At 75.0% G+C, this 19,650-nt stretch carries 16 protein-coding genes; 6 read left to right on the forward strand and 10 right to left on the reverse strand.

Annotated elements, in window-relative coordinates; translation table 11 throughout:
• Positions 1-55: 55 nt before the first annotated feature.
• The 4 genes from CLV92_RS01660 (at position 56) to glgB (ending at position 7,772) form a co-directional block, all read left to right on the forward strand.
• On the forward strand, positions 56-2,131 hold the full coding sequence (locus CLV92_RS01660) for a maltotransferase domain-containing protein (RefSeq protein ID WP_104431277.1): 2,076 nt from the start codon (positions 56-58) through the stop codon (positions 2,129-2,131).
• Complete coding sequence (treS, locus tag CLV92_RS01665; RefSeq protein ID WP_104431013.1) at positions 2,132-3,910, forward strand: maltose alpha-D-glucosyltransferase; 1,779 nt, start codon at positions 2,132-2,134, stop codon at positions 3,908-3,910.
• Positions 3,911-3,974: 64 nt separating this feature from the next.
• Positions 3,975-5,480, forward strand: coding sequence for a maltokinase N-terminal cap-like domain-containing protein (locus tag CLV92_RS01670; protein WP_211290760.1), 1,506 nt, complete (start codon positions 3,975-3,977; stop codon positions 5,478-5,480).
• 96 nt (positions 5,481-5,576) lie between these two features.
• Positions 5,577-7,772 (forward strand): 1,4-alpha-glucan branching protein GlgB, encoded by a 2,196-nt coding sequence (gene glgB, locus CLV92_RS01675; protein WP_104431014.1) that lies wholly within the window; start codon positions 5,577-5,579, stop codon positions 7,770-7,772.
• A 170-nt stretch (positions 7,773-7,942) separates the two neighbouring features.
• Here glgB and CLV92_RS01680 read toward each other — a convergent pair whose 3' ends face one another.
• The 5 genes from CLV92_RS01680 to CLV92_RS01700 form a co-directional block, all read right to left on the reverse strand.
• On the reverse strand, positions 7,943-9,469 hold the full coding sequence (locus tag CLV92_RS01680) for a M28 family metallopeptidase (RefSeq protein ID WP_211290761.1): 1,527 nt from the start codon (positions 9,467-9,469) through the stop codon (positions 7,943-7,945).
• 172 nt (positions 9,470-9,641) lie between these two features.
• Positions 9,642-10,058: an SDR family NAD(P)-dependent oxidoreductase gene (locus CLV92_RS01685; protein WP_104431016.1), complete on the reverse strand. Its 417-nt coding sequence runs from the start codon at positions 10,056-10,058 to the stop codon at positions 9,642-9,644.
• A 120-nt stretch (positions 10,059-10,178) separates the two neighbouring features.
• Positions 10,179-11,144 carry a co-chaperone YbbN gene (locus tag CLV92_RS01690; protein ID WP_104431017.1) on the reverse strand — a complete coding sequence of 322 codons (966 nt, stop codon included), beginning with the start codon at positions 11,142-11,144 and terminating at the stop codon, positions 10,179-10,181.
• 87 nt (positions 11,145-11,231) lie between these two features.
• Positions 11,232-12,248, reverse strand: coding sequence for a DUF8094 domain-containing protein (locus CLV92_RS01695; RefSeq protein ID WP_104431018.1), 1,017 nt, complete (start codon positions 12,246-12,248; stop codon positions 11,232-11,234).
• Positions 12,245-12,976, reverse strand: coding sequence for a hypothetical protein (locus tag CLV92_RS01700; RefSeq protein WP_104431019.1), 732 nt, complete (start codon positions 12,974-12,976; stop codon positions 12,245-12,247). Before CLV92_RS01700 ends, CLV92_RS01695 begins: the two co-directional genes overlap by 4 nt.
• A gap of 260 nt (positions 12,977-13,236) precedes the next feature.
• On the opposite strand from CLV92_RS01700, the gene CLV92_RS01705 reads away from it, so the two are divergent.
• On the forward strand, positions 13,237-13,674 hold the full coding sequence (locus CLV92_RS01705) for a DoxX family protein (RefSeq protein ID WP_158257093.1): 438 nt from the start codon (positions 13,237-13,239) through the stop codon (positions 13,672-13,674).
• Positions 13,675-13,708: 34 nt separating this feature from the next.
• Here the strand turns inward: CLV92_RS01705 and CLV92_RS01710 are convergent, their stop codons facing one another.
• Genes CLV92_RS01710 through ureA form a run of 3 tightly spaced genes read right to left on the reverse strand, consistent with a single transcriptional unit; the run spans position 13,709 to position 16,508 of the window.
• On the reverse strand, positions 13,709-14,050 hold the full coding sequence (locus CLV92_RS01710; RefSeq protein WP_104431021.1) for a thiamine-binding protein: 342 nt from the start codon (positions 14,048-14,050) through the stop codon (positions 13,709-13,711).
• A gap of 38 nt (positions 14,051-14,088) precedes the next feature.
• Complete coding sequence (locus tag CLV92_RS01715) at positions 14,089-15,801, reverse strand: urease subunit alpha (protein WP_104431022.1); 1,713 nt, start codon at positions 15,799-15,801, stop codon at positions 14,089-14,091.
• A complete protein-coding gene (ureA, locus tag CLV92_RS01720; RefSeq protein WP_104431023.1) occupies positions 15,798-16,508 on the reverse strand; it encodes an urease subunit gamma in 711 nt (236 codons plus the stop codon). Before ureA ends, CLV92_RS01715 begins: the two co-directional genes overlap by 4 nt.
• 139 nt (positions 16,509-16,647) lie before the next feature.
• Between ureA and CLV92_RS01725 the strand changes: the two genes are divergently transcribed.
• A complete protein-coding gene (locus tag CLV92_RS01725) occupies positions 16,648-17,772 on the forward strand; it encodes a coiled-coil domain-containing protein (RefSeq protein ID WP_104431024.1) in 1,125 nt (374 codons plus the stop codon).
• A 43-nt stretch (positions 17,773-17,815) separates the two neighbouring features.
• Here CLV92_RS01725 and CLV92_RS01730 read toward each other — a convergent pair whose 3' ends face one another.
• Positions 17,816-18,559 (reverse strand): alpha/beta hydrolase, encoded by a 744-nt coding sequence (locus CLV92_RS01730; protein ID WP_104431025.1) that lies wholly within the window; start codon positions 18,557-18,559, stop codon positions 17,816-17,818.
• On the reverse strand, positions 18,556-19,647 hold the full coding sequence (locus tag CLV92_RS01735; protein ID WP_104431026.1) for a threonine aldolase family protein: 1,092 nt from the start codon (positions 19,645-19,647) through the stop codon (positions 18,556-18,558). The genes CLV92_RS01730 and CLV92_RS01735 overlap by 4 nt, the downstream gene beginning before the upstream one ends.
• Positions 19,648-19,650 lie beyond the last annotated feature (3 nt).

A 19,650-nucleotide genomic window follows, 5' to 3' on the forward strand; every position in this document is an offset into this window, starting at 1 on the left:
GGACCAGAGCACGAGCGTCCGCGCGAGCGAGCGGAACGCTGAGGCCCCGACCGACATGCACGCCCCCGAGGAGCTCGACACCCCCGCCGGTGCCGACGTGCCCGCGCACGCGGGTCCCACCACCTCCGCACGGGGGCCGGTCCAGCTGGGCCGGATCCCCGTCCTCGACGTCGGCCCGGTCGTCGACTGCGGCCGCTGGCCCGCGAAGGCCGTCGTGGGTGAGCCCGTGCCGATCACGGCCACCGTCTTCCGCGAGGGCCACGACGCGGTGGCGGCCACCGCGGTCCTGGTGGGCCCGGACGGCGCGGACCGCGCGTGGGCCCCGATGGAGCTGCTGGCCCCCGGCACGGACCGGTACTCGGCGGTCCTGGCGCCCGACGCCCCCGGCGACTGGGGCCTGCGCGTGGAGGGCTGGTCCGACCCGTACGGCACGTGGGAGCACGACGCGACCATCAAGGTGCGCGCCGGGGTGGACTCCGCGCTCATGCTGGAGGAGGGCGCCCGCGTCCTGGAGCGCGCCGCGGCGATGCCGCAGCGCCCCGCCGCGGACGTCCGCGTGCTGGCCGACGCGGTCCGGGCGCTGCGCGACGACTCCCGGCCCCACGAGGTCCGGCTGGCGGCGGGCATCGCCCCCGAGGTGCACCGGGTGCTGTCCCGCATGCCGCTGCGCGACGCGGTGACGGCCTCACCGACGTACGGGCTGCGGGTGGAGCGCGAGCGCGCGCTGTTCTCCTCCTGGTACGAGTTCTTCCCCCGCTCGGAGGGGGCGCAGTGGGACGAGGAGGCCGGGCGCTGGCGCTCCGGGACCTTCCGCACCGCCGCGAGGCGCCTGCCCGAGATCGCGGCGATGGGCTTCGACGTCGCCTACCTCACCCCCGTCCACCCGATCGGCCGCGTCAACCGCAAGGGCCCGAACAACACCCTGACCGCCGGTCCCCTGGACCCCGGCTCGCCCTACGCGATCGGGGCGGAGGAGGGCGGGCACGACGCCATCCACCCGGACCTGGGCACGATGGAGGACTTCGACGCCTTCGTGGCGGAGGCGAGGGCCCACGGGCTGGAGGTCGCCCTCGACATCGCGCTGCAGTGTGCGCCGGACCACCCGTGGGTGAAGGAGCACCCGGAGTGGTTCACCACCCGGGCCGACGGGTCGATCGCCTACGCGGAGAACCCGCCGAAGAAGTACCAGGACATCTACCCGCTGAACTTCGACAACGACCCCCAGGGCATCTACGACGAGGTCCTGCGGATGATCGAGCTGTGGATCTCCCACGGGGTGACGCTGTTCCGGGTGGACAACCCGCACACCAAGCCGGTGCAGTTCTGGGAGTGGCTGATCGGCGAGGTGAACAGCCGCCACCCGGAGGTGGTCTTCCTCTCCGAGGCGTTCACCAAGCCGGCGATGATGCACACCCTGGCGAAGGTGGGCTTCCAGCAGTCCTACACGTACTTCACGTGGCGCAACAGCGCCTGGGAGCTGCGGGAGTACCTGACGCAGCTCACCACGGAGTCGGCGCACTACATGCGGCCGAACTTCTGGCCGACGACCCACGACATCCTCACCCCGGCGATGCAGTACGGCGGGCCGGCGGTCTTCAAGCTGCGCGCCGTCCTGGCGGCGACGATGACCCCCTCCTGGGGCATCTACACCGGCTACGAGCTGGTGGAGCACGTCGCGCGCCCGGGCGCGGAGGAGCAGAACGACAACGAGAAGTACCAGTACCGCCCGCGCGACTTCGCGGCCGCGGAGCGGGAGGGGCGCAGCCTGGCCCCGCTGCTGCGCCGGCTCAACCAGATCCGCCGCGAGCACCGCTCGCTGCAGGTCCTGCGCGGCACGACCGTCCACAACAGCGACGACGAGAACTTCATCGCGTACTCCCGGCGCTTCGTGCCGGCCGCCAACCAGGACGGCGAGGAGGACCTGATCATCGTCGTCGTGAACCTCGACCCGCACGCCGCGCGGGAGACGACCGTGCACCTGGACATGCCCTCCCTCGGCATGGACTGGCAGGACACCTTCGAGGTGCGGGACCTCCTCACCGGGGCGACGTGGACGTGGGGGGCGCACAACTACGTCCGGCTGGACCCGTACACGGAGCCGGCGCACGTCCTGCACGTCCGGAGGCGGTGAGTGGGGGACCTCCACGTCGCGGGGCCCGGCCTGAAGAACGATCCGCACTGGTACAAGTCGGCGGTCTTCTACGAGGCGCTGGTCCGGGCGTTCGCGGACTCCAACGGCTCGGGCAGCGGCGACTTCGCCGGGCTGCTCGGCCGGCTGGACTACCTGCAGTGGCTGGGGATCGACTGCATCTGGCTGCCGCCGTTCTACGCCTCGCCGCTGCGCGACGGCGGCTACGACATCTCGGACTACTGCGCCGTGCTGCCGGAGTTCGGGACGCTGCCGGAGTTCCAGCAGCTGGTGACCGAGGCGCACCGGCGGGGCATCCGGATCGTCGTCGACCTGGTGATGAACCACACCAGCGACCAGCACCCGTGGTTCCAGGCCAGCCGCAGCGACCCGGACGGTCCCTACGGCGACTTCTACGTGTGGAGCGACACGGACCAGAAGTACACCGACGCGCGGATCATCTTCGTCGACACGGAGACGTCGAACTGGACGTTCGACCCGGTGCGCCGGCAGTTCTTCTGGCACCGCTTCTTCAGCCACCAGCCGGACCTCAACTTCGAGAACCCGGACGTGCAGGAGGCGATGTTCGACACCGTCCGCTTCTGGATGGACATGGGCATCGACGGCTTCCGCCTGGACGCCGTGCCGTACCTGTTCGAGGAGGAGGGCACCAACAGCGAGAACCTCCCGCAGACGCACGCCTTCCTGCGCCGGCTGCGGCGGATGGTCGACGAGGAGTACCCGGGGCGGGTCCTGCTGGCGGAGGCCAACCAGTGGCCGTTCGACGTGGTGGAGTACTTCGGCACCGAGGAGCAGCCGGAGTGCCACATGTGCTTCCACTTCCCCGTGATGCCGCGGCTCTACTACGCCCTGCGCGAGGAGCGGGCCACGCCCATCGTCGACATCCTCTCCGCGACCCCGGAGATCCCCGTCTCCTCGGGCCAGTGGGGCACGTTCCTGCGCAACCACGACGAGCTGACGCTGGAGATGGTGACGACGGAGGAGCGCGCGGCCATGTACGGCTGGTATGCGCCGGACCCCCGGATGCGCGCCAACGTCGGGATCCGCCGACGGCTGGCGCCGCTGCTGGACGGCTCCCGCTCGGAGATCGAGCTCATCCACGCCCTCCTGCTGTCGCTGCCGGGCAGTCCGTGCCTCTACTACGGCGACGAGATCGGCATGGGCGACAACATCTGGCTGGACGACCGCGACGCGGTGCGGACGCCGATGCAGTGGACGCCGGACCGCAACGCCGGCTTCTCCTCCGCCGATCCGGGGAAGCTGTACCTGCCGACCGTCCAGTCGCTGGTGTACAACTACCAGGCCGTCAACGTCGAGGCGCAGCTGGCGACGTCGTCCTCCCTGCTGCACTGGGTGCGCGGCATCCTCGCGGTGCGCAGGCAGCACCCGGTCTTCGGCCTGGGCCGCTACCGGGCGCTGACGAGCCGGCACGCGTCGGCCCTGGCCGCGGAAGGCGAGGGCGCCCGCCACGACAACGGCTCCTGCGACAACGAGGCCGTCCTGGCGTTCCTGCGTGAGCTGGACCCGGCGCCGGACCGTTCGGGCGAGACGGTGCTGTGCGTGAGCAACCTCTCCGCCACGCCCCAGTCGGCGCGTCTGCGGATCCCCGGCTACGAGGGGGCCCGGGTGCGCGACCTCTTCGGCGGGGCGGCGTTCCCGCCGCTGGACGCCGAGGGGGGCACCGTCCTCACCCTCGGCTCCCGCGACTTCTACTGGCTGCGCCTGGACCCGCCCGACCGTCCGGAGCCGCTGCAGGGCTGAGGCCCGGCACCCCGCAAGGGGTGCCGGGGCGCGAACCGCGCCGCACCTCGATAGCTTCTGGCGGGTGACCGAGCAGACGAGCACCTCCGCCATCGAGTCCACCCCCTCCGTCGTCCACGCCGAAGGGGGCAGCGGCCGGGTCGGCAGCGGTGAGGTCGCCGGGCCGGGCGCGGACGCCCTGTCCGGCCTGCTCACCGGCTGGCTGCCGCGTCAGCGCTGGTTCGCGCACAAGGGCAGCGCCGTGTCCGTGACGGGCATCGAGGTCCTGCCGCTGCCGGGGCCCGGCTCGGCCCGCGTCCTCCTCGCCTTCGTCACCACCTCCAGCGGCGGGGCGGGCGAGTCCGGTCCCCAGGTCGCGACCTACCAGGTGCCGCTGACCGTGCACCCCTCCCCCGCGACCGGGCTGGAGTCAGCCCTGGTCGGGGAGGTCGCCTCCGGCGACGTCACCGGCTGGGTCTACGACGGGGCGCACGACGCCGCCTTCGTGCACGCGCTCCTGGGCCTGATCGCCGACGGCGGCACCGCCGGCGCGCCGGAGGGCACCGCGGTGCACGGGGTCCGCCCGGCCAAGGGGCTGCCGATCCCCTCCGACGCGCGCAGCCGGGTGCTTCGCGGGGAGCAGTCCAACACCTCGATCATCGTGGAGGCCGACGGCGCCACCCCCCTGATCGCGAAGGTCTTCCGCGTGCTGCAGGCCGGCGACAACCCCGACGTCGTCGTGCAGGGCGCCCTCGCCGACGCCGGCTGCACCCGGGTGCCCGCCCCCGCCGGCTGGCTCGCGGGCGGCTGGTCCGACGCCGCCGCGCCCGGCGGGCGCGCCACCGGCCACCTGGCGTTCGTCACGGAGTTCCTGGCGGGCAGCGAGGACGCGTGGCGGGTGGCGTGCGCCGCGGTGGACGCCGACCGCGACTTCACCGCCGACGCCCGCGAGCTGGGCCGGGCCACGGCGGAGGTGCACGCCCTGCTCGCCGCGGTCCTGCCCACCGCCCACGCGACCGCGGAGCGCCTCGGCGCGCTCGCCGACGACCTCGCCGCGCGGGTGGCGTGGGCGACCAGCGAGGTTTCCGAGCTGCGCAGGTTCGGGCCGGGCGCGCGGGAGGTGGCCGACTCGGTGCGCGCCGTCCGCGACGCCCCGGACCTGCAGCGCGTGCACGGCGACTACCACCTGGGCCAGGTGCTGCACACCCCCGGACGCGGCTGGGTGCTGCTGGACTTCGAGGGCGAGCCGCTGCGGCCCCTCGCCGAGCGCAGCGGCCCGGAGATGGCGCTGCGGGACGTGGCGGGGATGCTGCGCTCCTTCGACTACGCGGGGCGCCACTCCGCCGTGGGCCACGACGACCCGGACCTGCACGCGCGGGCGCTGGCCTGGACGGACGCCAGCCGCGAGGCGTTCCTCGACGGCTACAGCGACGTGACCGGCACGGACCCCCGCGACATCGGGACCCCGTCGGCGCTGCTGCTGCGGGCGCTGGAGCTGGACAAGGCCCTGTACGAGGTCGTGTACGAGGCGCGCAACCGTCCCGACTGGCTGCCCATCCCGCTGTCCGCCGTCGAGCGGCTGCTCGCCTGAGCGGGGTCGCCCGCCCGGGCCGGGCCGCCCACCGCGGGGCCCGGGCGCGGTGACCCGCTGTGGCGAGCCCGGGCGGACAGCGACAGACTGGCGCTCATGCCGACGACACACCACGCTCTGCCGGTCGACGCTGACGAGCTGGCCCGGGTCGCTGCCGGGGCGCACCACGCCCCGCACTCCGTCCTCGGAGCGCACCCCGGTCCCGGTGGCGTGACGATCCGCACGCTGAAGCCCCTGGCCCGCACGGTGACCGCCGTCCTCGCGGACGGCACCCGCACCGAGCTCGAGCACGAGCGCGAGGGGGTGTGGTGCGGTCTCCTGCCGCTGGAGGAGGCCTCCGACTACCGCCTCGAGGTCAGCTACGAGGGCACCGACCCCGTCCGCGTCGACGAGCCGTACCGCTTCCTGCCCACGATCGGCGAGATCGACCTGCACCTCATCGGCGAAGGCCGCCACGAGCAGCTGTGGCAGGTCCTCGGCGCCCACGTGCGCCGCTTCGACGGGACGATGGGCGAGGTGGTCGGCACGGCGTTCGCGGTGTGGGCGCCGAACGCGCAGGCCGTCCGCGTCGTCGGTGACTTCAACCACTGGGACGGGCGCACCCACGCCATGCGCTCCCTCGGCGGGACGGGCGTGTGGGAGCTGTTCGTGCCGGGCGTGCACGCGGGTGCCCGGTACAAGTTCGAGATCCTCGCCCGCGACGGTCACTGGCGGCAGAAGGCCGACCCGATGGCCCAGGCCACGGAGGTTCCCCCGGCGACGGCCTCGGTGGTCACCGAGAGTTCCTACGAGTGGAACGACGGCGACTGGATCGCGCAGCGCGCAGCGCACGACGCGACCACGGGCCCGGTGTCGATCTACGAGGTGCACCTGGGCTCCTGGCGCCAGGGCCTCGGTTACCGGGAGCTCGCCGAGGAGCTCGTGGAGTACGTCAGCGAGCTCGGCTTCACGCACGTCGAACTCCTGCCCGTCATGGAGCACCCCTTCGGTGGTTCCTGGGGCTACCAGGTGACCTCCTACTACGCACCGACCGCCCGGTTCGGCTCGCCCGACGAGTTCCGCTACCTCGTCGACCGGCTGCACGCCGCGGGCATCGGCGTCATCCTCGACTGGGTCCCCGCGCACTTCCCCAAGGACGAGTTCGCCCTCGCCAAGTTCGACGGGCAGCCCCTCTACGAGCACCCGGACCCCCGCCGCGGCGAGCAGATGGACTGGGGCACGCTGGTCTTCGACTACGGCCGCACCGAGGTCCGCAACTTCCTCGTCGCCAACGCCCTGTACTGGCTGGAGGAGTTCCACGTCGACGGCCTGCGGGTCGACGCCGTGGCGTCGATGCTCTACCTGGACTACTCCCGGGCCGAGGGCCAGTGGGCGCCCAACCAGTACGGGGGGCGCGAGCACCTGGAGGCCATCGGCTTCCTCCAGGAGACGAACGCCACCGCCTACAAGCGCGTCCCCGGCATCATGATGATCGCCGAGGAGTCCACCGCCTGGCCGGGCGTGACGCGCCCCACCTACGCCGGCGGCCTCGGGTTCGGCCTGAAGTGGAACATGGGGTGGATGCACGACACCCTCAACTACGTCTCGCAGGACCCGGTGCACCGCCAGTACCACCACCACGAGCTGACGTTCAGCATGGTGTACGCGTTCAGCGAGCAGTTCGTGCTGCCGATCTCCCACGACGAGGTCGTGCACGGCAAGGGCTCCCTGCTGCGCAAGATGCCGGGCGACCGCTGGCAGCAGCTGGCGAACCTGCGTGCATACCTGGCCTACATGTGGGCCCACCCCGGCAAGCAGCTGCTCTTCATGGGTCAGGAGATGGCCCAGGAGTCGGAGTGGTCCGAGGGCCGGTCGCTGGACTGGTGGCTGCTGGACACCCCGTGGCACCGCGGCATGCACTCCCTCGTGCGGGACCTCAACGCCCTGTACAAGAAGTCCCCGTCGCTGTGGGAGCAGGACTTCGACGGCCGCGGGTTCCAGTGGATCGACGCCAACGACACGCACCACAACGTGGTCTCGTTCATCCGCTGGGCCAAGGACGGCACGCCGCTGGTGTGCATCATCAACTTCAGCGGGATGCCGCACGAGCAGTACCGGGTGGGCCTGCCCGAGGGTGGTCGCTGGGTGGAGCTGCTGAACACCGACTCCGAGGGTTACGGCGGGTCCGGTGTGGGCAACATGGGCGCGGTCACGGCCGAGGACGTGGAGTGGCACGGCCGGTCGCAGTCGGCGTCGCTGCGGGTGCCGCCGCTGGGCGCGCTGTGGCTGGTGCCGGAGCGGGCGCAGGGCTGAGGCAGCCACCGCCGCGCGGCGGTGGTGCGACGAAGGGGCCGGGTCCTGGTGGACCCGGCCCCTTCGTCGTCGTGCGGCCTCGGCGGCCGTCGCTCAGCGGTGCTCCCCGCGCTCGACGGGTCGCGCCGGTCGGCGGGTTTCCCCACCGGCCGGCGCGAGCGCCGTGGTGCTCAGTTGCTCGGGTGCCCGTGCGCGCTGTCGTAGCTCTGGGCCGCGGGGGCCCGGTTCGCCCGGCGGCTGAGGTCCTCGTAGAGACCGGTCCTGCTCACGGCCATCACCATCGTGGCGTGCGCGGCGGCGTCACCGAGCTCGCCGAGCGCCTTGGTGCTGATGTTCGTGATGTCGTCGCAGGCCTCGTGGTAGCACGGGTCGTACGCCACGCCCGCCTCGCCGCCGAAGACCTCCGCCTGCTCCACCGTCTTGATGCCCTCGGCGCCGCTGAAGAGGCCACCGGCGGGGATGCCCGCGGCGATGAACGGGCCGTAGTCCGACCGGCCGTCGAAGTCCGTGGGGACGGTGGCCATGTCCCGCGCGTCGAAGTAGTTGGTGAAGATGTCCTCGATCTCCCCCGATCCGGGCGGGCCCTCGGGAGCGGCCTCGCTGCTGTCGCCGTTGCCGTCGTAGACGAAGCGGACGTAGTTCGGCGAGCCGAGCATGTCGAAGTTGAGGTTGGCGTAGATGTCGCCGAGCTGGTCGTCGGTGAGGTGCTCGACGTAGTGCTCGGCGCCGAGCAGGCCCTTCTCCTCCGCGCCCCAGAACGCGAACCGCACGCGCTGCTTGTTCTTGATGTTCAGCTCGGCCATCTCCTCGGCGATCTCGAGGATCGCCGCGGTTCCGCTGCCGTTGTCGTTGATGCCCGGGCCCTCGGCGACGGAGTCCAGGTGCGCCCCGACGACGATCGTCTTCTCGGGGTCGCCGGTCCGGGAGTCGGCGAGGACGTTGTAGGTCTCGCGGACCTCGGAGATCGTCTCGGTGAAGACGCGCACCGTGGTGGGGCCCTGCTCGACGGCGCCGTTGAGGGCCTGCGCGTCGGCGTAGCTCATGCCGACGACGGGAAGGTCTGCCGGGGCGCCGAGGGTGCCGCTGACGACGTCCTGGCGGCCCTCCTGGCCCTCGTTGAAGATGATGACGGCGGAGGCGCCGGCGGCGGCGGCGTTGGCGGCCTTCAGCCCGAACGGGCAGGTCCCGCGCTGGATCAGGGCGACGTTGCCCGCGGTGAACCCGGCGAAGTCCGATGCCTCGCAGCCGCTGGTCGTGCTGTTCGCCGCACCGGGCGGCGGGAACGTGAGGTCGACCCCCTGCACGGCGGCGGTGACGTCACCGCTGCCGGAGTAGTCGAACGTGGCCGTCTCGAAGGTCTTCGCCTCCGGCGTCACCATCGCCAGCTCGGCCTCGGCCGTGGCCTGGAAGAACGGGAAGTCGAACGCCTGCACGGTCACGTCGTAACCGGCGATCTCGAGGCGGCGCTTGACGTACTGCACGGACTGGTCGTACCCGGGCGTGCCCGAGGCCCGGGTGCCGCCGTTCTGGTTCGCGATGCGCTGGAACGCACGCAGGTGCGCCAGCATCCCGTTGATGGTGACGGCCTTGCGCAGGCGCTTGGTGTTCACCTCGTCGACCGCCATCGCCGGGGCGGTGGGGATGAGCACGGCCGATGCGGTGACGGCGGCAGCCGACAGGGCCAGAGTTCTCCGCACGGGGATCCTCCTCAGCATCCCACCGGGAGGGACTGTCCGGAGAGGACGTCAGGAGTCCTCACCCCCCGGTGGCTGGCGCAAACCTAACGTCACAACGCCGTCACTGAAACCCCACGAGGCGCAGAAGTTTTCCCGCGGATCACGTTCTCCGCCGGAAGAGCGGCGGCTGGGCTCACCCTGCGGTGCCCGGCCGGGCGGTCCTGCCCCGGGCCCTCGCCCCGGTGCGGCCGGGAGTCAGGACGCCGGGCGCGGCGCTCACCTCCGTCGTCAGCGCCCCCGTCACGACGTGGTCCTCGCCCGCGAGCAGGGCCTCGACGGCCTGCCCGGCGGCCTGGGCGGCGTCGTCCGTGCGCTCCGTCGCCCCCAGGGCGCTGTCGGTCAGGTCCGCCCGGTCGAAGAACTCCGAGTGGGTGGGGCGGGGCATGAAGGCGGTCACGGTGACGCCGGCCTGCTCCGGTTCCGCCCCGATCGACCGGGCGAAGGCGTGGACGAAGGCCTTGGAACCGGAGCAGAAGGCCTGGTGGGCCGAGGGGATCCGCGCCGCGATCGAGGAGGTGACGAGGATCCGGCCCTTGCCGCGCGCCGCCATGTCCGCGGCCGGTGCGGTCGCCCCCCTTCCCCGCCGCGCGGACCATGCGGGCGGCCGAGCTGCCCGTCCGCACCGGTGCCGCCCGCGGGTCCGATCCGCGGGCGGAGCCTCAGCCCTGCGTCAGAACAGCGCCCGCGACAGCGCGGTGCGGGCCTTCGCGACCCGCTCGTCGTCGGCACCGACCACGGTGAACAGGTCCACCAGGTGCGCCCGCGCCGCCTCCCGCTCGTCCCCGCCGGTGCTGCGCACCAGCTGCAGGAGCCGGCTGAAGGCGTCCTCCACGTGCCCGCCGAGCACGTCCAGGTCGGCGGCCAGCGCCTGGGCGCGGACGTCGGCCGGGGCGTCGGCCGCCGCGCGGCGCACCTGCGCGAGGTCCGCGCCGCGGGTGCGCTGCAGCAGGCGCACGCGGGCGAGGCCGGCGATCGCCTCGTCGTCGCGGGGGTCGCTCGCCAGGGCGCGCTGGTAGGCGTCCGCCGCGGTGTCGACGTCCCCGGCGGCCAGGGCCTCCTGCGCCTCCAGGTGCAGGGGCGGCAGGGGCGGCTCGGCCGGTGCGCCCGCCGTCTCCGCGCCAGCCGCCACGTCGATGCGGCCGGTGACGCCGTTGGCCTCGGCCACGCGCAGCACCTCGGCGATGACCTGCTCGACCTGCTCGCGCGGGTAGGGGCCCTGGAACAGCGGGACCGGCTGCCCGCGGACGACCGCCACGACGAGCGGGGAGTCCGTCTGGAAGGCCTGCGCCAGCCGGGGGTGGGCGTCCATGTCGACGTTGGCGAGCAGCAGGCGCCCGCCCTGGGCCACCACCACCTCGCGCAGCACCGACGTCAGCTCGCCGGAGCCCGCGAAGCGCGCGGAGTGCAGGTTGACGACGACGGGCACGGTGACCGACTGCTGGACGACGTCGGCGAAGGTCTCCTCGTTGACGTCGACGACGAGCACGTCGGCGGCAGCGTCGGCGGGGGCGGCGTCCTGCCCGGCCGGCGGGCGCACGGCCTGCTCCCGCCGGGAGCTGCGTGCCGCGAGCGCCGAGAGGTCCACGGCACCGCGCAGGTTCAGCCCCCCGCCGGGGGGCGTCGGTCGCTGCGTCATCTTCGCGAGTCCTTCCGACCGTGCCCGGGGTCCGGGCGCTCGACCAGGAAGCCTCTCACGGGCCCGCGCAGCCGGATCGGCGAGGTCTCAGGTCGCCTCGACCGCGACGGGGCCGTGCTGGGCCGCCACCACCCGCACGGGACCGGAGCCCGCGGGCGGCACGGCGAAGGCCATGACCTCCACCCAGCGGCGGGTGGCGCCGCGCACGGCCTCCCGGCCCGCGAGCGCGGCGAAGACGGGGGCGAGGCGACCGGTTCCGGCCTCCGGCGGCAGCGAGTGCGTGACCGACCAGTCGTAGGCCGCCATCACCAGCGCACCGCCGTCGTCGGTGCGCGCCGCCACGACCGATCCCGGCACCAGGGCCCGCTCCTGCGCGTAGGTGCCCCCCGCGGCGCGCACGGCCTCTGCGTCGGCGCGGGTCACCACCGCCACCTCGCTGCGGTAGGAGTCCTCGGCGAACTCGGCGGCGTGCAGGCTGTCCGGCCCCCGCAGCAGGACGTCGGCGTAGCGCTGCGCCACCTCCGAGGGCGCGGCGGCGAGCCCGGCCGCCCCCTCGGGGTCGACCGCCTCCACCCCGGCGGCGGGCGATCCGGCCGGCTGCAGGCTCACCCCCGACAGCAGCGACGGGCTCGCCCACAGCCGGTACGGCTCCCGCGCCGACTCCGAGCGCAGCAGCGCCAGCGAGGGCAGCCGGTCCGGACCCGGCTGCGTCACCGTGATGAGCCAGCGCGGCCAGCCCTCCTGCCGGGGCACGAAGGCGGACAGGGGTTCGAGGACGTCCGCGCCGTAGGCCGGACCGGCCGGGGCCCCGGCGCGGGCGGCGGCGTAGCGGGCGCTGCGCAGCGCCAGTTCCGGCCCGGCGACGCGCTCCGTCAGCAGCGCCGGGTCCGCCGCGGCGTCGGCGTCGGCCACCGCCTCGACGGCCGCCTGCGAGATGCGGGTCGCCTGCTCGGGCGTCACCACCGGACGGGGGGCGGCGGTCTCCACCTGTGCCTGCGGCACGGGCGTCGGGGCGCAGCCGGCCAGCAGGACACCGGTCGAGAGGAGGCCCCCCGCGCGGGTGACGGCTCCGCGGCGGGCGCGGGAGGTGGGCGCGACGGTCACGAGCGGTGGCCCCGTGCCGTCGAGCCGGCGCGGCGGGCGGCGGGGTCCCTCACGTCGATCACGGTCCTTCCGGAGGCGACGGCAGGGCGACGCCGCTGCCCGGCCCGCAGGGGCCTGTGCGGGCGCGCCGGCCGCCGGAGCAGGAGCAGGGCGAGGCCCAGGAGGAGGGCGGCGCTGCCGGCGGTGGCGAGCGGCCTGGCCGCGGCGTGCTCGGCGGCAGCACCGGTCCGCGCCCACTCCATCCGCACGGTGGCCGGAGCGGGGGCGACGCCGTCGGTGGCGGCGACGACCAGGTAGCGGCCGGGGCGGCGGGGCCAGTCGAGGGTGGCGCGGCCGGCGGCGGCGGACTGCGCGATCCAGATGTCGGCGAGGCGGGGGTCGGCGGCCTCCCGCCCCGGCACCGTGCGGGCTCCCAGGACGTGCCCGGTCCCGGTCTCGGTCAGACCGGTCACCTCGCTGTGGTGCGCGTCCTGCAGCCACTCGCGCACCTCCGACTCGCGGGCGACGCCGAGGAAGACGTCGCGGCCGTCCGCCACGGCGGTGACCCGCACCCGCGGCCCGGTCAGCTCCAGCACGCCCGGTGCGCTGACGACGGCGACGCCCGGGTCGCCGAGGTCGGCGACCGCGGCCAGCGTCGGCGGTGGCCGGAGGACGGTGGCCAGGAGCGCGCCGGCGACGAGCCCGCCGAGACCGGCGAGCACGAGCAGCCAGGCGATGACGCGGTGCACGGCGCTCCTCCGGTCGTCGGCGGTCCACCGGGCGGGCGCCGGTGGGGCGGGATGAGGTACTGCCGGCTGACGAGGATAGGCGCTGGCGCGCCCGGGGACAGGCGTCGCGGCGGGCGGGGTGGGTGAACTCCTGTCCCGCGCGGCCCTCCGCACCCGGTGCGGATCACGCTTCCCTGGGAGTAGTTGCATCTTCAAAGATGTACTACGGTCCTCAACGACCGCCCGGTGGCCGCCACCGGACCCGACCCGAGGAGCCCGCCATGAGCACCGCAACCCGTGCCACCGCCACCGCACCGACCATCACCGGGACCGCCGCCTACGCCCCGCTGCTGCTGCGCCTCGCCGCCGGCGGCCTGATGCTGCTGCACGGCCTGCCCAAGCTCGGCGGCATCGCCGGCGTCCAGGGCATGGTCGCCGGGATGGGCGTCCCCGCGCCGGGCCTGGTCACCTGGCTCGTCGTCGGCGGCGAGATCGGTCTCGGCGTCCTGCTGCTCGCGGGGCTGCTCACCCGCGTCGCGGGGGCGCTCCTCGCCGTGCAGATGGCGCTCTACGTGGTCCTCGTGCACGCCCCGCAGGGCCTGCTCACCCCGTCAGGGCTCAACGGCGAGCACGCCGTCCTCCTCGGCGTCATCGGAGCGGCGCTCGCGCTCACCGGAGCGGGCGGGGCGTCCCTCGACCGGGCACGCGGTCGCGCCTGACCCACCGCGCGCGGGCGTGCCCGGGCAGGTGCCGTCACTGCCCCCGGCCGGGCTCCCCGCTCACCCGCTCGACGGCCGCCTCGAGCCGGTCGAGCTTGCCCTGCAGCTCCCCCGTGGCGCCCGCGCGGATGTCGGCCTTGAGCACCAGCGACACCCGGCTGCCGTGCCGGGCCACCGCCTCGCAGGCGCGGCGCACGACGTCCATGCACTCGTCCCACTCGCCCTCGAGGGTGGTGAACATCGCGTCGGTGCGGTGCGGCAGGCCGGACTCGCGCACGACGAGCACGGCGTCGGCCACCGCGGCCGAGACGGAGTCGGCCGGGGCGCCCGCGGGCACCTGGCCACCGGACGGGGCGACGGAGAACGCGACCAGCATGCCGCCACGCTAGCCCGCCGCGCCCCGCGGCGGCCTCCTCAGAGGTGGTAGAGGCGGCTGAGTGCGACGCGCTCGGCGGGCGGGGACTCCACGAGCTCCCCGTCGAGGGTGACGCGACCGGTCGCCGGGTCCACCTCGGTCCTCGCCGTGCGGGAGTTGCGCACCAGGTCGGCCGGGCCGATCCCCCGCGTCCCGCGCACCGCCACCCGCCGCCGCCGCGTCGGGACGCCCGACAACGAGGAACCGGCCTCGGCGGCCGCTGCGCTCGTGAACGCCACCGACAGCTCCGCGGCCGCCGCGCCGTGCCCGCCGATCTGGGGACCCAGCACCAGCGGCTCGCACGCGTCGGTCGCGGCGTTCGGGTCCCCGGTCACCCCCCAGGCCGGGAAGCCCGCCTTGAGCACCAGCTGGGGCTTCGCCCCGAACCAGGACGGGTGCCACAGCACGATGTCCGCCAGCCTGCCGACCTCGATCGAGCCGACCTCGTGCGACAGGCCGTGGGCGATGGCCGGGTTCACCGTCAGCTTCGCGATGTAGCGCAGCACGCGGGAGTTGTCGTCGCCGCCGCTCGTGCTGTCCGCGTCGCCGTCGAGCGGGCCCCGCTCGTCGCGCATCTTCGCCGCCATCGCGAACGTCCGGCGCACCGTCTCCCCCGCGCGCCCCATGCCCTGCGCGTCGGAGGAGGTGATGCCGATGACGCCCAGGTCGTGCAGCACGTCCTCCGCGCCCATCGTCCCCGCCCGGATCCGCTCCCGGGCGATCACCGCGTCGCTGGGCAGGTCCGGCTTCAGGCCGTGCACCGCCATGATCATGGCCTCGTGCTCGGCGATCGCGTCCCGGCCGAACGGCAGGGTCGGGTTCGTCGAGGAGCCGATGACGTTGCCGACCCCCGCCATCCGCAGCACGTTCGGCACGTGCCCGCCGCCGCAGCCCTCGATGTGGAAGGCGTGGATCGTGCGGCCCTCCAGCACGGCGAGGGTGTCCTCCACCGCCAGCGCCTCGTTCAGGCCGTCGGTGTGCAGCGCCACCTGCACGTCGTGGTCCTCCGCGACCCGCAGCGCGGTGTCCAGCGCCCGGGCGTGGGCGCCCATGTCCTCGTGGACCTTGAACCCGCACGCGCCGCCCTCGACGAGCGCCTCGACCAGCGGGGCCGGGTGCGAGCTGGAGCCGCGCCCCAGGAAGCCGATGTTGACCGGCCAGGCGTCGAAGGCGTCGAAGGCATGGCGCAGCGCCCACGGGGAGTTGACGCCCACCCCCCACACCGGCCCGAACTCCTGCCCGATGATCGTCGTGACGCCCGAGGAGAGCGCCGCCTCCATGATCCGCGGGGAGAGCACGTGGACGTGGGTGTCGATCGCGCCGGCGGTGGCGATGAGGCCCTCCCCCGACACGATCGCCGTGCCGGTGCCCACGACGACGTCCACGCCGCCGAGCGTGTCCGGGTTGCCGGCGCGGCCGATCGCGCAGATCCGCCCCCGCCGGATGCCGATGGACACCTTCCGCACACCCAGCAGCGCGTCGATCACGACGACGTTGGAGACGACCACGTCGCACGTCTCGCGCACCGACGCCGCCTTGAGGAGCAGGCCGTCGCGGGCCGTCTTGGCGAACCCGGCGAGGAACTCCTCCCCCACCGCCTGCGCGTCGGACTCCACCCGCACCACCAGCCCGGTGTCGCCGAGGCGGATGCGGTCGCCCGTCGTCGGCCCGTAGGCACCGGCGTACTCGGCGCCGGGGATCTCCCAGGTCACGACGCACCCCCCTCCGCCGCGCCCGTCCGGACGCCCAGGAAGCCCTCCGCCGCGGCGCGGCGCAGCGCCGCCTCCCGTGCGCCCGGCGCGTCCAGCGGCCCGTCGACGAGCCCCGCGAAGCCGACCGCGACGCGCTCGCCGCCGAACGGGACAAGGTCCACCTCGACGACCTCCCCCGGGGTGAAGCGCACGACGGCACCGGCGGGCACGTCGAGGCGGCGGCCGTAGCCGGCGGCGCGGTCGAAGTCGAGGCGGGCGTTGACCTCGAAGAAGTGGAAGTGGGAGGTGACGCTCACGGGCACCGCGCCGGTGTTGCGCACGCTCACGCGCACCCGCTGCCCCGGCGGCGCCGGCACGGCCTCCCGGGCGGGCAGCACCGCACCGGGGCCCGTGCCCGGCGCCGGGGCGCCGAACGGCTCGGTGACCACGGCCAGGCGGCTGCCGTCGTCGAACAGCGCCTCCACCGACACCTCGCCGACCACGTCGGCCACGCCGGGCAGGACGTCCGCGAGGGTGAGCACGGAGCGCCCCTCGGCCACGGCCTCGGCGAGCCGGCGGCCGTCGCGGGCCGCCTCGCAGACGGTGTCGGCCACGATCGCGATCGCCTCGGGCACGTTGAGCAGCAGGCCGCGGGCCCGGCGCGCCCGGGCCAGCTCGGCCGCGCTGCGCAGGAGGAGGCGGTCCCGCTCGGTGGGAGTCAGGCGCACCCGCTCAGCTTGGCACGGCCCCTCCCGCCCCGGGCGCGCCCCGGCCGTGCCGCTCGGGCGCGCAGCGGGCCCGGCCCGACTACCCTCTGAGCTGCCGCCGACGCCGGTGGTTCCACCCGCTCCCCTCCCGGAGGTCTCCGTGTCCTCGGAGTTCCACGACGCCTTCAACGTCGTCGTCCGCGGCTACGACCGCCACCAGGTCGACCAGCGCATCGACGCCCTCGACGAGGCCCTGCAGGAGGCCCGCGCCCGGGTGGAGGAGGCCGACGCCCGCGCGCTGCGGCTGGCCGCCGAGCTCAGCCAGGCCCGCCAGGAGCTGCGGGAGAACGAGCGGCCCAGCTACGCCGGCCTCGGAGCCCGGGTGGAGAAGCTGCTGCGGCTGGCCGAGGACCAGTCCGGGGAGATGCTGCGCTCGGCCCGCCGCGACGCCGACCGGCTGCGCGAGGAAGCCCGCGCCGAGGCCGCCGAGGAGCGCCGGCAGGCCGCCGAGGAGGCCCGGCGCCGCACGGGCGCCGCCGCCCGCGACGCCGAGGAGCTCATCGGCCGGGCCCGCGCGGAGGCGCAGCACGTCGTGGAGTCCGCCCAGCAGCGGGCGGAGGAGCTGGTGGCCGCGGCCCGCCGCGCGGCCGAGCAGTTGCGCGCCACCGCCGAGCACGAGGCCGCGGAGCTGCGGGCCGGCACCGAGCGGGAGGCCGCCACGCTGCGCGCCGCCACCGAGCGGGAGGTTCTGCAGATGCGCAGCGAGGCCGAGGCCGAGGGGCGCCGCATGGAGCTGGAGATCGCCCAGCGCCGCGAGCGCGCCGCGGAGGAGGACCGGCAGCGGCACGCGGTCGCCGCCGCCAAGACCGCCGCGCGCATCGCGGAGGCGGAGCAGCGGGCGGCGGAGGCCGAGGAGCGCGCCACCCACGCCCTCGACGAGGCCGAGTCGATCCGGCAGCAGACGCTGGCCGAGGCCGCCCTGCGCGTCGAGAACGCCCGCCGCGAGGCCGACGCCGTGCTGCAGGAGGCCCGCCAGCGTGCCGAGGCCATGGTGGAGACGGCCCGCGCCCAGGCCACGGCCACCCGCGAGAGCGCGCAGGCCGAGATCGACGGGCTCATGCGGCAGCGCGACGAGATCACCGGGCAGCTCGACGACCTGCGCGGCCTGCTGGGCCCGGCGACGGCGGGCACCGACGAGGCCTCCCGCGGTGGGCGGGCGCAGGCCCTCGACGTGCCCCCGCAGCCGGGGGGCGCCGCTGCCGACGAGGAGCACGCCCAGGCCTGATCCGGGCCTCGTCCCTCGGCCGGGCCCCGGGGAGCCGCCCGCCTCAGGGGGCGGGCGGCCAGGCCGTGGGCAGGGGCGCGGCCGGGGGGTTGACCCGGGCCACGACCTCGTCGAGCACCCTGCGCACGGCCGGCTCCCCCACCCAGAGGTGCTTGGCGCCCTCCACGCCGATCACCTCGGCCTGCGGGAGCTCGGCGAAGCGGCGCCGCGCCTCGTCCGGGCGGAGGAAGTCGTCGAACTCCGGCACGAGCGCCGTCACGGGCCTGCCGGAGGCCGCCCACGCCCTCAGGTGCTCCGGCTGCGACCAGCGCAGCGGGGGCGAGAGCAGGAGGAGGCCCTCGACGAGCGGGTCGAGGCCGTGGACGAGGGCGAGGTCCGTGCCGAAGGACCAGCCGAGCAGCCACACCCTCGGCAGCCCCTCGAACTCGGCGAACTCCAGGGCGGCGGCGACGTCGTAGCGCTCGGCGCCCCCGGCGTCGAACTCCCCCTCGCTGCGCCCGCGCGGGCTCTCGGTGCCGCGGGTGTTGAAGCGCAGCACGGCGAGGTCGGCCATCGCGGGCAGCCGGTAGGAGGCCTTGCGCAGCACGTGGCTGTCCATGAAGCCGCCCGCGGTGGGCAGGGGGTGCAGCGTCACGAGCGTCGCGACGGGGTCGCGCTCCGCGGGCAGGGCGAGCTCACCCACGAGGGTCAGCCCGTCGGCGGTGTGCAGCTCGATGTCGCGGCGCCGGGCGGGCAGGACGGTCGCGGCGCGCACCTCCTGGGGCTCGGCGCCCTGCTGCCCGCTCATGCGCCCGCCCCCCGCGTCGCGCCCGGCGCGAGGTCGCGGCGGACCTCCTCGGCGACGGCCGCGGCGAAGGTGTCGACGTCCTCGGCCGTGGTGTCGAAAGCGGTCATCCACCGCACCTCGCCGCTGGGCTCGTCCCAGACGTGGAAGGCGAAGCGCTCCTGCAGCCGGCGACGGGCGGGCTCGGGCAGCGCGGCGAAGACGGCGTTGACCTGCACGGGCCGGCTGATCTCCACGCCGGGGACCTCACGGACGGCGTCGGCGAGGCGGGCGGCCATCGCGTTGGCGTGGCGGGCGCTGCGCAGCCACAGGTCGTCCGCCAGCAGCGCCAGGAGCTGCGCCGAGACGAAGCGCATCTTGGAGGCGAGCTGCAGGGACTGCTTGCGCAGCCGTTCCACGCCCTCGGCGGCGTCCGGGGCGCAGACGACGACGGCGTCGGCGAGCAGGGCGCCGTTCTTCGTGGCGCCGAGGGAGACGGCGTCGACCCCGGCGTCCGTCGTCAGGGCGCGCAGGTCGGTGCCGAGAGCGGCGGCGGCGTTGGCGAGGCGGGCTCCGTCGAGGTGGACCCGCAGGCCGAGGTCGTGGGCGCGGCGGGTGAGGGCCGCGGTCTCCTCGGGGGTGTAGCACGTCCCGACCTCGGTGCTCTGCGTGAGCGAGAGCGCCCCGGCGGGTGCGCGCATCGGCGTCTGCGAGCGGCGCACCGCCGCCTCGAGGGCGTCGGGGGTCACCTTCCCGTCGGCGGCGGGCAGCGTGAGCAGCTTCATGCCGCCGACGTGCTCGGGGGCACCGCCCTCGTCGTCGTCGACGTGGGCGCCCCTGGCGCAGACCACGGACTCCCAGCGCCGGGTCAGCGCCTGCAGCGCGACGACGTTCGCACCGGTCCCGCTGAGCACGGGGTGGACCTCGGCGGCCTCGCCGAAGTGGCGGCGCACCACGCCGGCGAGCGCGGCGGTGTAGGGGTCCCCGCCGTAGCTGCCGACGTGCCCGTCGTTGGCGGCGCGCAGCGCGTCGAGGACCTCGGGGTGGGCGCCGGCGGCGTTGTCGCTGGCGAAGCCGCGCACCGCGGGGTCGTGCAGACGGGGGGAGCTCACAGC

It is taken from the genome of Kineococcus xinjiangensis, from assembly GCF_002934625.1.
GTDB classification, from domain to species: domain Bacteria; phylum Actinomycetota; class Actinomycetes; order Actinomycetales; family Kineococcaceae; genus Kineococcus_A; species Kineococcus_A xinjiangensis.

Bases quoted from the DNA above. Each gene is read 5' to 3' on its own strand.
- CLV92_RS01660 (WP_104431277.1), top strand. From the start codon at position 56: ATGCACGCCCCCGAGGAGCTCGACACCCCCGCCGGTGCCGACGTGCCC.
- glgB (WP_104431014.1), top strand. From the start codon at position 5,577: ATGCCGACGACACACCACGCTCTGCCGGTCGACGCTGACGAGCTGGCC.
- CLV92_RS01685 (WP_104431016.1), bottom strand. From the start codon at position 10,058: ATGGCGGCGCGCGGCAAGGGCCGGATCCTCGTCACCTCCTCGATCGCG.
- CLV92_RS01690 (WP_104431017.1), bottom strand. From the start codon at position 11,144: ATGACGCAGCGACCGACGCCCCCCGGCGGGGGGCTGAACCTGCGCGGT.
- CLV92_RS01705 (WP_158257093.1), top strand. From the start codon at position 13,237: ATGAGCACCGCAACCCGTGCCACCGCCACCGCACCGACCATCACCGGG.
- CLV92_RS01710 (WP_104431021.1), bottom strand. From the start codon at position 14,050: ATGCTGGTCGCGTTCTCCGTCGCCCCGTCCGGTGGCCAGGTGCCCGCG.
- CLV92_RS01730 (WP_104431025.1), bottom strand. From the start codon at position 18,559: ATGAGCGGGCAGCAGGGCGCCGAGCCCCAGGAGGTGCGCGCCGCGACC.